The sequence below is a fragment of the Pedobacter aquatilis genome, assembly GCF_032678405.1.
Lineage (GTDB): Bacteria > Bacteroidota > Bacteroidia > Sphingobacteriales > Sphingobacteriaceae > Pedobacter > Pedobacter aquatilis_A.
Genome location: NZ_JAVTSJ010000001.1, coordinates 1,006,763 through 1,022,172 on the forward strand (window position 1 = coordinate 1,006,763; position 15,410 = coordinate 1,022,172).

The window sequence follows — 15,410 nt, forward strand, 5'->3', positions numbered from 1 at the left end:
CGAATTTAAACCGAATATTTTAAATTCCAATTAAGTAAAACGTTTGAATTTAGTCAAAAAATTTAAAGCTCAAGCTGACACAACAGCAGGCAAATCGCTTAAAAAAGGAACTAAAATTCTGTATTTTGTTCTAAAAGATGTGTCGCTGATTTCATTTATCAGCTTTAGTTACGGTTAATCTCTAAAAAAAGCTATTTTTGTTTCAATGAGTAATAACAGTCTTCTATTAGTCGATCCGAATTTTAAAACTGCTTCCTCGGCGAGCTGCCATTTATTATTAAAAATAACGAATGATAGTTTTTCTTATGCCGTTATTGATAAAGATTCTGGAGATATCCGCATAATTTTCGATAAGCAAGGCTGCGAAGATATCGGACAGGAAATAAAAACGGCTTTTGAAACAGATAAACATTTAGCTCAAAAATACGGAGCGATTAAGGCTGCTGTACATACCTCAAACTTCATTTTCATACCTGATGAATGGTTTGATGCTGAAAACCTTACTGTGTATTCAAAATTTCTTGCATCCGACTCAAAGATTTATGCAAAACACCACGAGAAATTAGGTTTCAATACGCTTTTTTCATTGGATGAACAGCTGGAAAGTAAACTTCCCGAGAATACGGATTTACATCCGCAATCTTCACCACTACTAGCCTTGCTTAATCATTTATCGGGCGATTGCCTGTTAATCGATTTCACTGCAGCATCATTTAATGTATTGCTAGCAAAAGATAAAAAAGTTCAGTTTCAGAATCATTACGAGGCCGAAACCGCAGAAGAATTCAATTACTTTTTATTGTTAATCATCGAACAGTTAGGTTTGAATGAAACTGTTCCTGTTTATTTACAGGGTATTATCAATGAAGATGATGATTACTACAATACCCTTTTAAAATACTTCAATAATATTTATTTCTTTCTACCCGCTGGAAAACAAGACAGTGAATTACTGGCCGATATGCCTAAACACTATTTCAGCGGATTACTTGCTTTAGATTTATGCGAATAATTGGTGGCAGGTTAAAAGGCATTCGTTTACAGCCACCTGCAAACTTACCTGTGCGCCCGACAACGGATATGGCTAAAGAAGCCCTGTTCAACATATTAAATAATCAATTTGATTTTGAGGCTTGTACTGTTTTAGATCTGTTTTGCGGTACGGGCAACCTCACTTTTGAATTTGCTTCCCGCAATGCCGAACGCATTCTGGCTGTCGACATGGACTATGGTTGTGTAAACTGGGTAAAAACCACTGCTAAAAAATATGAGTTCGACCAGATAGAAGTGCGTAAGGGTGATGTTTTTAAATTATTGAAACAGATGACTGGCGCTTACGATTTAATTTTCGCCGACCCTCCTTATAACTTACCAAACATCCCGCAGATCCCGGTTTTAGTTGCAGCACAACAATTATTGAAACCTGGTGGGTTACTGGTAGTAGAACATCAGAGTAATATGCGTTTAAGCAGTCAGCCGGGTTACACTGAAACCCGCAAATACGGAAATTCTTCATTTAGTTTTTTTGATTTCAGTTAGCCGCAAAGCGCTTAAAGTTTTTCGCAAAGGATACAAAGATTTAACTATTTACTCAAAAGGCCCTCATTGAGAGGCACGAATTGGGAAATGCTTTCAGCTTTAATCTTTCACCTTTCTGCTTAAAAAGCTATATTTGAATTATGAAAATTGCGCTATTTCCAGGTTCTTTTGATCCCATAACAATTGCCCATGTAAACATTTTACAGCGTGCTACCCCACTTTTTGATAAGATTGTTATCGGTATCGGATTAAATAGCTCCAAACAAAATTTCTTAACGGCCGAACAGCGTCTTCAGATTTTAGAAACAGTCTTCAAGGGTTATCAGAATATTGAGGTACAAACCTATGAGGGTTTGACCGTAGATTTTTGCAGAAAAATAAATGCAACTTACATGGTGCGTGGTATTCGCTCAGCTGCCGATTTTGAATATGAGCGGGCCATTGCGCAAATTAACCAAACCATGATGCCTGAAGTAGAAACTATCTTACTTTTAAGTAAACCCGAATATTCAGCAATCAGCTCTACCATAGTTCGCGATATTTTAAGGAACCACGGTGATGTAAGTCCTTTTGTACCAAAAGAAGCCCTTAAGTTCCTATAGAAATTAATCTCTCCATTTTTTTATAAATGATGTAACGTTTCTTCAAAAACGATTACCAATACTGTAGATAAATAAATTATGTACAACAAATTGGTTTGTATTTTCATGCCATCATTATTAATTCTTTTCAGTTAAATGAAAGAAAAAGAAACGCTATTTCTTCAACTGATTAATCAGCACAAAGCGATTATACATAAAGTTTCCAAAATGTATATGGATGATGTGGAGGAACAGCGAGACCTTTTTCAGGAAATCGTAATGCAGCTTTGGAAAGCTTATCCAACTTTTAAGGGTAACAGTAAATTCTCTACCTGGATGTACCGTGTGGCTTTAAATACCGCTTTGCTTTATTTCAAAAAGGAAAAGCGCAAAGTAGAACAAACACCACTTGATGAACATTTCGATGTTATCGATAACAATGAAAATAATTTAAAGGAAGAAAAACTAGCCTATTTATATAAAGCGGTACAGGAGTTAAATGCTGTTGAAAAAGCCCTCATATTTCTTTTTCTGGAAAATCAATCGCACAGGGAAATTGCCGAAAACTTAGGGATTAGCGAGGTTAATGCAAGGGTAAAGCTGAACAGGACAAAAGAAAAATTACAATTCATCATAAAGAAAAACGGTTATGAATTTTGACGATTTAAAAAACGAATGGAATGCTGAAAATCTGCAAGAAAGCCAGGTTTCAGAAAATATGCTGAGCATTAAAGCCGCACAAACGCCAATAGATATAATCAGGAAAAAGATGAAGCACGAGTTCACCTATCAGCTTGTTGCATTAGCACTTATGGGCTTATTCCCTTATTTATTTGGTTTTTCGGCCGATATGAAACTTGTATTTTTTGTTTTTTATGCCATAACCTGTGGATTTATAGTCCATTATTTTTTCAAGTTTTACAAATTCTATAAAAACTCATACGACATGAGCCTGGACAGCAGAAAAAATATCCTATGGTTTTTTTACGAAATGAAATTGAATATCGAACTCTACAAAGCACTCACTTACATTATTGCATTTATTTGGGTCGGGTTTATTGCAGTTTATCTGCTCATTGAAAAAACATCTCTTACCAATAAAATTTTGGCAAAGCTATCTCCGGTCTATATCCTTCTGAACTGTTTTATCACCATTGTAATAATCGGAATAATTACAGAGCTGTGGGCTTGGCATTATTACGGAAAACACCTCAAAAGAGTTGGAAATGTTGTTGATCAGCTGGATTTTGAAAACTAATTAACTCGCCACTTTGGCTGGAGCAAAACGAAATGGAGAAAGCTCAATCCGTTTACTAAATTACTCAAAACATCATAGCACGACTTATTTTAACAACTCGTCATGCTGAATTCATTTCAGCATCTCTAAAAATTATAGACCCTGAAATAAATTCAGGGTGACGATCGAATTGAATTAGTTAAGTGCAAAGCTTATAAAATCCCTCCAGCCCTTAAAACATCCATAATAGATGGAAAAGTATTTTTTACCACAGGATTAATATGGTTTTTGTCTAACCAAACAGCTTCATCAATGCCTTCTTCCTTTTGCGGAACGAGTTTTGGCTCGCCTTTTACCTTCATCTTGTACCAATTGGTTTTCTTAATTACCATTTTCGAGCCCATTGGGTAAACGTGGTAAGTTTTGCAAAGCTTTTCTTCTCGTTTGGCAACCTTGATTCCACATTCCTCTTCAACTTCCCTAACGGCGGTTTCCTTCATATTTTCACCATCTTCGAGCTTTCCCTTAGGCAAATCCCATTTTTTATTCCTGAAAATAAACAGGTAATTGCCGTTAACACTCTCCACCAAACCACCGGCAGCCTTAATTACTTCGCAACCCTTTTTAAGCTTTTTAAAGGTTTCCTGTGGGTTTTTAGTTAGGAAAATGTAGCTTTTTTTAGACCCATTTTTTAATTTTTTGTAAAATGTTTGTAAATCAAAATCCTGAAATTCAAGTTGTTGTATTTTTTCTTTTTGTTCAGGCAAAACATCTGAGATAAACAAAGTGTTATCGTTAATATAAATTCTGTAATTTTGGGCCATGTATAATAAAAGTGATATTGAATTAAAGGTAGCGGAATTTTTATTACAAATAAAGGCAATTAAATTACAACCTAATAATCCTTTTACCTGGGCTTCTGGTTGGAAATCGCCGATTTATTGCGATAACAGAATTACCCTTTCCCACCCTCAGGTTAGAACTTACATCCGTCAGAAACTTGCACAGGCCATCCAGGAAGAATTTGGAGCGGTTGATGTTATTGCCGGAGTTGCAACTGCCGGAATTCCTCAGGGAGTTTTAGTAGCGCAAGAATTAGGTTTACCTTTTATCTACGTTAGGGCAAAAGCCAAAGAACACGGAACCGGAAGCCTTATTGAAGGTGAGGTTGTTGAAGGACAACGTGTAATGGTAATTGAAGACTTAATTTCGACAGGCAAAAGCAGCTTACAAGCTGTTGAAGCTTTAAGAAGTGCAGGATTATCAGTTGCCGGATTAGCTGCAATTTTTACCTATGGATTTGAAAAAGCTGATGAAAACTTTGCCGCAGCAAAATGTCGTTACATAACATTGTCTAATTATGGTGCATTAATCGATTATGCTGCTGAGCATAGCATTATTGCAAAAAGTGATATGGAATTGTTAGGAAAATGGCGTCTGAATCCAGCTGAGTGGGGTCAAAATCAAGTTTTAAATTCAGAATCTTAGTAACCCACTAACCTAAATATTTACCTAAATGACAATCATTGAAAGTGCTGTAGAGCTGAATAAACCTGTAAATGAAGTTTATTCTTTTCTTGCAAACATGAATAATCATCAGCAATTGATGCCCGAAAACATTTACAACTGGGAATCGACTGAAGATGATGCCCGTTTTACCATCCAGAACATGGCTAAACTGGCCATTAAAATTTCAAATCGTGTAGAAAACCAGGAGCTTGTTGCAATTCCGACAGAAAAAGCGCCTTTCGATTTAGAATTAAAATGGACAGTTACCGATAATGGAAATGGTACAACTACAGCCAGGCATATCATTTCAGCCGATTTAAATATGATGATGAAAATGCTTGCTTCAGGTCCGCTTCAAAAACTCGCCGATCACCAAACAGAAAAACTTAAAGAGATTTTGGGATAAGGTTAATTGTTTGAATTGATTAATTGTTTGAATTGGTTACATCAAACAGGCAACTTAAAACAGGTAACTTAAAAAAAGCATCTGCAAAATAAAACGCAGATGCTTTTTTTATGATCTGGGGTTTTCTTAAATAGTTGCATAAACCAGGCCTATTAAACCCGATTGAAGCGGTATCTTTTTGTTGTCATCCTGAGCGTAGTCGAAGGCCAACAAAAAATATTAGCGGAAAGCGGGACTGCAGTGCAAAAAAGGCGATCATAATTGCTTTTCAGATAAAAAATACGACAAATTTTCAACACAACAAACTAATTATCAGCAATTTAGTCGTAACAAAACAAGTCTTACCGACAAAATTTCCGATTCTAAAATCAAAACCACCATGGCATTTGTTTTGATTAAAACGGTTATATGAACTTCAACAATTTTACCATAAAAGCCCAGGAAGCAATTCAACAGGCTTCCGAAATAGCACAAGGCAATCAGCAACAGGCTATTGAGACAGCTCACCTGCTTAAAGGTTTGCTTACTGTTGATGAAAATGTAGTTTCTTATGTTTTAAAGAAGCTAAACGTTAACCTTAATGTTTTAAATCAGAATTTAGACAATGAGATTGCAAGGTTCCCGAAAGTGAGCGGAAGCAATGTTTATTTGTCGACCAATACCAATAGTGTTTTACAAAAGGCGCAGTCTTATTTAAAAGAATTTAAAGATGAGTTTGTGTCTGTTGAGCACCTGCTGCTTGGCATTTTGGCCGTTAATGATAGTACTTCAAAACTATTGAAAGAGCAGGGTGTTAACGAAAAAGACCTTAAAAAAGCAATCATAGAGCTTCGTGGCGATAACCGGGTAACCGACCAGAATGCTGAAGCAACCTATCAGGCTTTAGGTAAATATGCACGAAACCTTAATGAATATGCCGAAAGCGGCAAATTAGATCCGGTTATTGGCCGTGATGAAGAAATACGTCGCGTCATTCAGATTTTATCACGCAGAACCAAAAACAACCCTATTTTAATCGGCGAACCAGGTGTGGGTAAAACTGCCATTGCCGAGGGAATCGCCTTCAGGATTATTAAAGGCGATGTGCCTGAAAACCTGAAAAGTAAAATCGTATATTCCCTTGACATGGGCGCACTGATTGCAGGTGCTAAATATAAGGGTGAGTTCGAAGAGCGTTTAAAAGCGGTAGTTAAAGAAGTAACACAAAGTGATGGTGATATCATTCTTTTTATTGATGAAATACACACTTTGGTTGGTGCTGGTGGTGGTGAAGGCGCAATGGATGCCGCTAACATCTTAAAACCAGCGCTGGCCCGCGGAGAATTAAGGGCAATTGGCGCTACCACTTTAGATGAATACCAGAAATACCTGGAGAAAGATAAAGCACTGGAACGCCGTTTCCAAAAGGTAATGGTAGAGGAACCTGACACACAGGATGCAATTTCCATCCTTCGCGGTTTAAAAGAACGTTACGAGACGCATCATAAGGTAAGGATTAAAGACGAAGCTATTATTGCAGCCGTAGAGATGAGCCAGCGTTATATTTCTGATCGTTTCTTACCCGATAAAGCCATCGATTTAATGGACGAAGCGGCATCGAAATTGCGCATGGAGATGGATAGTGTTCCTGAAAACGTTGATGCCCTGGGCAGAGAAATTATGCGACTGGAAATCGAACGTGAAGCCATTAAACGCGAAAAAGACGATAAAAAGGTTAAAGAGCTTTCAGAAGAGATTGCAAACCTTTCTGCCGAACGCGATGAGTTAAAGGCAAAATGGCAGGGCGAAAAAGATCTTGTTGATAACCTGAATAAGCAAATGGAGCTTATTGAGCAATATAAACACGAAGCCGAACAAGCTGAACGTGCCGGAGATTATGGTAAAGTTGCCGAAATCCGTTACGGAAAAATTAAAGAAGCACAAGATACTTTTGATAAGTTAAAAGCAGACTTAGAGAACCAGCAGAGCGAAAGCCGTATGCTTAAGGAAGAAGTTACTGCTGATGATATTGCAGGTGTTGTTGGTCGTTGGACGGGTATTCCGGTTACCAAACTTATAGCAAGTGAAAGGGAAAAACTGCTCAATCTCGAAACAGAATTGCACCAGCGTGTTGCAGGGCAGGATGAAGCCATAGAGGCGATATCTGATGCCATCCGCCGCTCGCGTGCAGGTTTACAGGATAAACGCAAGCCAATTGGTTCATTCATATTCCTGGGTACAACAGGTGTTGGTAAAACCGAATTAGCCAAAGCACTCGCCGAATTTTTGTTTAATGATGAAAATGCATTAACAAGAATTGACATGAGCGAATACCAGGAACGACATGCTGTTTCAAGACTAATTGGTGCGCCTCCGGGATATGTGGGTTATGATGAAGGCGGCCAGTTAACCGAAGCGGTTAGGCGTAAACCTTATTCAGTAGTATTGCTTGATGAGATTGAAAAAGCCCACCCTGATGTGTTTAACATCTTGTTGCAGGTTTTGGATGATGGCCGATTAACGGACAATAAAGGCAGGGTGGTGAATTTTAAAAACACAATCATCATCATGACTTCGAATATTGGCGCACATTTGATTCAGGATAATTTTAAAGATTTAAATGATGACAACAGGGATGAAGTGATTGCGAAAACTAAAAATGAATTATTTGAAGTATTGAAACAAACCATTCGTCCGGAGTTTTTAAACCGTATCGATGAACTGATTATGTTTACACCTTTAAACCGTAACGAAATCAGGGATATTGTATCACTTCAATTTAAGCATGTACAACAAACTTTAGCCGAAATGGGTATCGAAATGGATGCATCAACAGAAGCTTTAGACTGGCTGGCACAATTGGGTTACGACCCGCAATTTGGTGCAAGGCCATTAAAAAGAGTTATACAGAAACGTATCCTGAATGAATTATCGAAAGAAATACTGGCAGGAAAAGTTGATAAAGACAGTAAAATAAAACTCGATATGTTCGACAACAACTTTGTGTTTCTTAACCAGAACGCATAACTCAAAATAATTGATTTGTAAAGAGGCTGTTATCTAACAGCCTCTTTTATTTTAAGCTAAAAAATATTTGTATTTTGAATCAGCATCTCCACTATGACTGATTTACGCTCAAATACCATCAAGCTTACGCTGCTCCTGCTTTTGGCCAGCAGTTCCCTCTGTGCTCAAGAAAATAATACTTTCAGCTCAAAAATAATAAAGCAGTATGATAGCATAAGAACACTTTCGCCCCGGGAAAAAGTTTATGTTCATGTAGACCGCGATTTATTTGCAGTACAGGATACCCTCTGGTTCAAGGCCTATCTGGTAGATGCAGGGATTAATTCGTTTTCAAAAATTAGCGGATTGATTTACTTCGAAATGATTGATGCCAATGGAACCGTTGTACAAACCATGAGCATGCCCACAACCATGGGTATTACCTGGGGTGCATTTGCATTAAAACAAGAGGTTTACAAAAAAGGCGATTACACTTTCAGGGCCTATACAAACTGGATGCAAAACTTTAAAGATGTTTACATTTTCAAAAAGCCAATTAAAATTATCGATTTCCTGAGCGAAGAATCAACAACTGGAAATAGCAAAAAAACCAGCGCACCACCACAAAACAGCCCGGCAGCAACAGGAAAGCCGGCCACTGAAATTGATATTCAGTTTTTACCTGAGTCGGGTGCCTTGCTGAGTGATAAATGGCAGAAAATCGCATTTAAAGCGATGAATGATGCAGGCAAAGGCATTAAAGTAAAAGGTACTGTTACCGATTCAAAACAACAGAATGTTGTAAATTTCGAATCAAATGACAAGGGAATGGGCATCCTGGAAATGCTCCCACTGGCAGCTGAAAGCTACACTGTAAACCTGGATGGCTATGATATGGCTAAAAAAATAGCTTTCCCAAAAGTGAACGTTACCGGCACTTATCTAAATGTAACCAATAGCTATAAAGCAGATTCAATAAAGATTTTAATTTATTCAGATTTACCCGACCAGGAGCTTACCTTGATTGGCCAATCGAGAGGTATTGTTTGTTTTAGCGCTAAGCTTAAATCCCAAAAGCAATATAAGCCCATATGGATTCCGAAATCACTCTTTCCCACTGGTGTTTGCCAGGTTATATTACAAAATACCAAAGAGCAAAATATTAATCAGCGAAATTTCTTTATCAACCATCAGGACGAGCTAAAGCTGACCGTAAACTCTGCTAAAAGCACCTACAATATCCGCGACAGCATTGCCATATCAATGCTTGCAAAAAACGCTGAAAAGCAATTTATAACAGGTTCTTTTTCGGTTGCAGTAACCGACGACAATCAAAGCAGTAAAGACAGTTTAAATGATGCAAATATCCGCTCGTACTTGCTGTTAACAGCCGATTTGAAAGGAGAAATTGAAACACCTGGTTATTACCTCAACAACTTCAACGAACAAAAGCATCAGGATTTAGAGGCCTTAATGCTTACACAAGGTTGGGTCAGCTATAACTGGGAATCTACAAAAGCCCCATCATACAAGGCAGAAAAGGATTTCGAAATCAGTGGCAGGGTAAGCAACATGATGAATAAACCTGGTGTTAATGCAAAAATCATTTTACTGGGAAACAAAAAATTCTCAACCGTGAGAGACACCGTTACCAACGAGAACGGCCTGTTTAAGTTTACTGATTTTCCGGCAATGGATAGCACAGCCTTTGTTATTCAGGCGAAGAACTCAAAAGGAAAAACAGGCACCTTAGGCATCGAATTAAATGAGTTTCACCGTGCCCCATTTTTAATTCCCAGCAAAAGAAAAACCTTAAATATCGATTATACAACCGATAGTATAGCCAAACAGTTCGAAAAGATTAAAAATGATGAATATGAAAAAGGAATCCGATCGGGAATTGCGCTCAGGGAAGTAAAAATTACCGGTAAAAGGATTATTAAAGGTTCTAAAAATTTAAATGGCGATGGCAATGCCGACCAGACAATAACTGAGGGAGATTTAGATAAAGTAGCAAAAAAAACACTTTTAAATGTATTGGAAGCAGATGTTAAAGGCTTTAGAAGAGGTACTCACCGAAGATCTGTTGTACCGGATTACTTTATAAATAGCGATATTTTCAAACTGATTATTGATGGAGTTGATGTAGATTTCTTTTATGCTCCATTTACCGAAACCATTTATGAACATTTCGAATACATAAAAGGCTACCTGGATTTTTATAAAGCCGAAGACATTAAGGGTATTGAAGTAATGGCAAGTAAAAGATACAGCAACACTTATTTCTCAGAATTTCAAAAACCGTTAGACCAAGGAGAATATGCATACATTGAAGTAACCACACGCACTGGTGAAGGACCGTTTGTGCGCCATGCGGCCAATATGTATAATTACAAACCACAGTTCAGTTACGGCGACAATAAAATATTTTACAGCCCGAAGTATACTGCTACCAACAAAAACGATAGCAAACCCGATTACCGCTCAACCATTTACTGGAATCCTCACCTGTTAACCAACGAGAATGGAGAAGCTTCTTTTTCATTCTTTTCGGCAGATAAAAGAGGAAGTTATACTGTTTGGATTGAAGGCTCGGATATGAACGGAAATTTTGGTTTTAAAACAATGAAACTCGAAATAAAGTAAGCTAAGCAGATGAATTTGAAATAGTCGCCAAAAACCTAATAAAATACATATGAGCCGTTTTTTCTTATACACTTTCCGGGTTTTATTTGCTATTATGTTTTTTTGTACCGCTGCCCTTGCTCAGCAAAACTTTCCCGACGCAAAATACATTACACGTTTTGACAGTATCAGAAAAAATTTCCCTAGGGAAAAGCTGCATATTCATTTAGATAAAGCTATTTACGCCCCTCAGGATACACTTTGGTTCAAGGCCTATCTGGTTGATGCGAGTTCGCTGCAGGCATCAAAAGTTAGCGGCTTAATTTATTTTGAAATGTTCGATGCCAGCGGAAACAATATCCAAAGAATCTGCCTGCCCACAGCTGTAGGGCTAACCTGGGGTGGTTTTGCGCTCAAAAGCGACAACTACAAAGCAGGCACTTATACCCTCAGGGCTTACACCAACTGGATGCTGAATTTTGGGAGTGAGTATATTTTTAAAAAGGAAATTAAAATTGTCGATTTTTTAACCGCTGAGGATACTTATCAGGAAGATAAAAAAATTCCAAAATCAGCTGTCAAAAACTATAGTACTTCCAAAGAAAAGGCCAGTGATTTCGACATTCAGTTTTTACCCGAAGGCGGAAACTGGATAGCCGGAAGAAATCAAAAAGTGGCATTCAAAGCAATAAATAACATTGGTAAAGGCATAAAAGTTAGCGGAGAAATTATTGATTCCAGACAGAATAGCGTACTTGCATTTCAATCGAACGATAAGGGAATGGGTTATTTTACGATAATGGCCAACGATGACGAAAACTATTCTGCAATAATTAAAACCGGGGAGACGACAAAAAAACAAAGCTTGCCCGGCATTTCAAAATCGGGGACTTTTCTACAGGTAAACAACAATTATGGAGCCGATTCTCTTTTGGTGAACATGTTTTCGGATTTACCCGATCAGGAAATTACCATGATAGCCCAATCAAGAGGCGTGCTGTGTTTTCTTGCCAGGTTCCGTTCAGGCAAGAAATACAATACACTTAAAATAGCCAAAAACCTCTTCCCTACCGGTGTTTGCCAAATCTATCTTGCCGACGAAAAAAATAAAACACTTAGTCAGCGGAATTTTTACATCAATCATAAAGACGCGCTACAAGTTGAAGGCTTGCCAAATAAGAGCGTATATGGAAACCGCGACAGTATTTGTATTGATATTAAGGCTATAGATTTTCTAAACAACCCAATATCAGGAAGTTTTTCCATCGCCATAACAGATGATAACCAGGTTGAAAAGGATAGTATAAATAATGATAATATTTTAAGCCGGTTTTTATTAACCGCTGATTTAAAAGGAACGATCGAAAATCCGGGTTACTATTTCAATAACTTTAAGGAAGAAAAGCACAATGATTTAGAAGCCCTGATGCTGACACAGGGCTGGGTTAACTATAACTGGGAATCAAATAAAAAGCCAGTAAGTAAAGCCGAAAAAGACTTTAGCATAAGTGGCAGGGTTACCAATATGGTGAATAAACCTGGAGTTAATGCCCAGGTTCTGCTATTGGGAACGAAAAAACCCATATCTATTACCGAAACAACTACTAATGAGAACGGGGAATTTATCTTTAAGAATTTCCCGGCATTAGATAGTGCTGCATATGTTATACAGGTTAAAAATTCAAAAGGACGGGCAGGTACCTTGGGTTTTGAGATCAACAACCCTCAAATGCCGCCTTTTATCCCTGAAGTAATCAAAAAACAATTTATAGCTGAAGCGCCGGATAGCATCGCCAACAATTTTATCGCCACAAAAAACAAAGAATATCAGGCTGCCTATAAAAATGGCATTATACTTCGTGAAGTTAAAATTACAGGCAAACACATTATTAAAGGCTCAAAAAACTTAAATGGTGAAGGAAATGCCGATATCACCATGACTCAGGATGAGTTGAATAAAGTTGCAAAGAAGACATTATTACAAATTTTTGAAGAAAAGCTTAAAGGATTCCACAGAGCAGTTATACCAAAAACATCTTTTCAACTATACAAGGTTAACAGTTCTTTTTTTAAACTTATAATCGATGGAATGGAGGTTGATTATTTCTTTAATCCCACTATTCCAAATTCAACAACAGAGTACTATGAATATATTAAAAGCTACCTCGATTATTACAATGCCGAAGACATTAAAGGCATCGAAATAATGACGAGCAATAAAAATGTAAACAAATATCTTGTTGAATACGACAGCCCGTTTACAATGAATACATACGTTTATGCTGAGGTAACAACACGAAGCGGAAGCGGGCCTTTCCTTAGAAAAAGCTCAAACATGTACCGCTTCCTGCCCCCAGCTTATGGTGACAATAAAGTTTTTTATAGTCCGAAATATACACTGGCTAATAAAGAGGATAAAGCACCCGATTACCGCTCAACCATTTACTGGAATCCTCACCTATTAACCAACGAGAAAGGAGAAGCTTCTTTTTCATTCTTTTCGGCAGATAAAAAAGGAAGTTACACCGTTTGGATTGAAGGCTCGGATATGAATGGAAATTTTGGTTTTAAAACAATGAAACTCGAAATAAAGTAACATCTAGTTTGCAAAAGCATTATTTAAAACTGATAAACAATAAGTTACGCATACACCAGCCAGATCAGTAGTTCTTTTGTGTTTTTTTAATTATTATTGAATACACACACAAACACACACACAAATGAAAAAGCAATTTTTAATTATGGCAGCGCTATGCGCCTTCCTGTCTCCGCTGCTGGCAAATGCCCAGCTAGGCAGAAACATCGAATATTACAACAGCGTATTTCCAAGTGAGGATGGAAAAATCAAATCAATTGATGGCGTCGATATCAGGTACTACAATTCTGTTTTTCCTTCAGAAGACGGTAAAGTGAAATCAATTGGCGATATCAGTGTACAATATTACAATAGCGTTTTTCCTTCAGAAAATGGAAAGGTTAAAACAATTGGCAATGTGAAAATTGAGTACTATAACTCTGTATTTCCCGGAGAAGACGGAAAAATCAAGTCAATTGGCAATATTAAATTTGAGTACAACATCCTTGGCTCATCAAAAAGCACGGGAAAAGTAAAATCTATCCAAAATAACGGAAATGACCAGGCATCAGAGGAAGCCCTGGATAACTACTATCTTATAAAAAGGCTTAACGAGCAGTAAATAAAAAACTCCCTCCGGTTTAACACCAACGGGAGTTTTTTCTATTTCTTCCTGGTTTCGATATTAGGCAGAAACCCGGTAAGCAAACCAATCAAGGGTAAAAACGCACATATCGAAAACACATATTCAATGCCTTTCGAATCGGCCAGCTTACCCAGCAAAGCCGAACCTATTCCACCCATACCGAAAGCAAAGCCAAAAAACAAACCGGCAACCAGCCCGACTTTTCCGGGAATAAGTTCCTGTGCATAAACCAGGATTGCCGAAAATGCCGAAGCTAAAATCATCCCGATAGGAACAATTAAAACACCAATCCAGAATAAGCTGGCATGAGGTAATAACAGGGCGAAGGGTGCTGTTCCTAAAATAGAAACCCAGATTACATATTTTCGCCCGATTTTATCGCCTATCGGGCCGCCAAGTAAAGTTCCGGCAGCAACTGAAAACAGAAATACAAATAAATACAATTGCGAAGTTTGTACGGAAACGTGGAATTTATTGATCAGGTAAAACGTAAAATAGTTGGTTAAACTCGCCATGTAAAAATATTTTGAGAAAATCAGCAACAACAAGATCACAATAGAAAATATAACCTTACTGCGTGAAAAATGATTTACCACCGTTTGAATAGCTGGTTTTTTACTCCTGGCAATCATAAAACCTTTGTACCAGTTTCCAACATAAGTTAGCACCATAATGGCCAGAAGCGCAATTGCCGAAAACCAGATAACACTGAACTGTCCGTAAGGAACAATAATCCATGCAGCCAGTAAGGGACCTAACGAGCTGCCAGCATTACCGCCCAACTGAAAAACTGATTGTGCCAGCCCTCGCTTACCACCCGATGCAGCATGAGCCATTCTGGAAGCTTCGGGATGAAATATAGATGAACCCACGCCAATCATACCAACCGAAAGCAGCATCATATAAAAATGCGCTGACATGGAAAGCATAATCAAACCTGCTAAAGTAAATCCCATTCCTATGGCCAGCGAATAAGGCTGAGGTTTTTTATCGGTATAAATACCAACAAAGGGTTGTAGCAGCGATGCGGCAAGCTGAAATGTTAAAGTAATAAGGCCAATCTGCGAAAAACTTAAATGGTAATTAGTTTTAATGATCGGATAAATAGCCGGAATAAGCGACTGAATGGTATCGTTAAGCAAATGCGAAAAGCTTAAAGCAAATAAAATTGGGAAAACCGTTTTTTCGATAATGTTTTGGGTAGATGCCTGCTCGTTCATAGTTCTTCTTAAAACTCAAAAATAGGCATTATAATTTTTAACACAGCTCTTGATGTCCTTGTAAAAATCAAACTTTTTTACGATGTA

Annotated in this window: 13 protein-coding genes; 11 read left to right on the forward strand and 2 right to left on the reverse strand. The window is 37.7% G+C overall.

The genetic code is table 11. The annotated features are described in order from the left end of the window. Positions 1–205 precede the first annotated feature (205 nt). From R2R71_RS04155 to R2R71_RS04175, 5 genes are all read left to right on the forward strand, one after another. Positions 206–1,012 (forward strand): DUF3822 family protein, encoded by an 807-nt coding sequence (locus R2R71_RS04155; protein ID WP_316829987.1) that lies wholly within the window; start codon positions 206–208, stop codon positions 1,010–1,012. Next, entirely contained in the window at positions 1,003–1,539 is a 537-nt protein-coding gene (locus R2R71_RS04160) for an RsmD family RNA methyltransferase (protein WP_316829988.1), read from the forward strand. The genes R2R71_RS04155 and R2R71_RS04160 overlap by 10 nt, the downstream gene beginning before the upstream one ends. Before the next feature lie 140 nt (positions 1,540–1,679). Next, positions 1,680–2,141, forward strand: coding sequence for a pantetheine-phosphate adenylyltransferase (gene coaD, locus R2R71_RS04165; protein ID WP_316829989.1), 462 nt, complete (start codon positions 1,680–1,682; stop codon positions 2,139–2,141). A 135-nt stretch (positions 2,142–2,276) separates the two neighbouring features. Further along, on the forward strand, positions 2,277–2,780 hold the full coding sequence (locus tag R2R71_RS04170) for a sigma-70 family RNA polymerase sigma factor (RefSeq protein WP_316829990.1): 504 nt from the start codon (positions 2,277–2,279) through the stop codon (positions 2,778–2,780). Beyond that, entirely contained in the window at positions 2,770–3,378 is a 609-nt protein-coding gene (locus R2R71_RS04175) for a hypothetical protein (protein WP_316829991.1), read from the forward strand. Before R2R71_RS04170 ends, R2R71_RS04175 begins: the two co-directional genes overlap by 11 nt. A 191-nt stretch (positions 3,379–3,569) precedes the next feature. On the opposite strand, the gene R2R71_RS04180 is transcribed toward R2R71_RS04175, so the two are convergent. After that, positions 3,570–4,181: an NUDIX hydrolase gene (locus R2R71_RS04180; protein WP_316829992.1), complete on the reverse strand. Its 612-nt coding sequence runs from the start codon at positions 4,179–4,181 to the stop codon at positions 3,570–3,572. Here R2R71_RS04180 and pyrE point away from each other — a divergent pair. The 6 genes from pyrE to R2R71_RS04210 all read left to right on the forward strand — a co-directional run bounded on the left by pyrE (position 4,180) and on the right by R2R71_RS04210 (position 14,079). Then, complete coding sequence (pyrE, locus tag R2R71_RS04185; protein ID WP_316829993.1) at positions 4,180–4,845, forward strand: orotate phosphoribosyltransferase; 666 nt, start codon at positions 4,180–4,182, stop codon at positions 4,843–4,845. The two genes, R2R71_RS04180 and pyrE, sit on opposite strands and share 2 nt — an antisense overlap. Before the next feature lie 28 nt (positions 4,846–4,873). Continuing rightward, complete coding sequence (locus tag R2R71_RS04190; RefSeq protein WP_316829994.1) at positions 4,874–5,272, forward strand: SRPBCC family protein; 399 nt, start codon at positions 4,874–4,876, stop codon at positions 5,270–5,272. Positions 5,273–5,680: 408 nt separating this feature from the next. Then, positions 5,681–8,278: an ATP-dependent chaperone ClpB gene (clpB, locus tag R2R71_RS04195; RefSeq protein ID WP_316829995.1), complete on the forward strand. Its 2,598-nt coding sequence runs from the start codon at positions 5,681–5,683 to the stop codon at positions 8,276–8,278. A 93-nt stretch (positions 8,279–8,371) separates the two neighbouring features. Then, complete coding sequence (locus R2R71_RS04200) at positions 8,372–10,903, forward strand: hypothetical protein (RefSeq protein WP_316829996.1); 2,532 nt, start codon at positions 8,372–8,374, stop codon at positions 10,901–10,903. Between the two features lie 49 nt (positions 10,904–10,952). Beyond that, a complete protein-coding gene (locus tag R2R71_RS04205) occupies positions 10,953–13,478 on the forward strand; it encodes a hypothetical protein (RefSeq protein ID WP_316829997.1) in 2,526 nt (841 codons plus the stop codon). A 124-nt stretch (positions 13,479–13,602) separates the two neighbouring features. Continuing rightward, positions 13,603–14,079, forward strand: coding sequence for a hypothetical protein (locus tag R2R71_RS04210; RefSeq protein WP_316829998.1), 477 nt, complete (start codon positions 13,603–13,605; stop codon positions 14,077–14,079). A gap of 41 nt (positions 14,080–14,120) precedes the next feature. On the opposite strand, the gene R2R71_RS04215 is transcribed toward R2R71_RS04210, so the two are convergent. Further along, a complete protein-coding gene (locus tag R2R71_RS04215) occupies positions 14,121–15,323 on the reverse strand; it encodes an MFS transporter (protein ID WP_316829999.1) in 1,203 nt (400 codons plus the stop codon). Positions 15,324–15,410 lie beyond the last annotated feature (87 nt).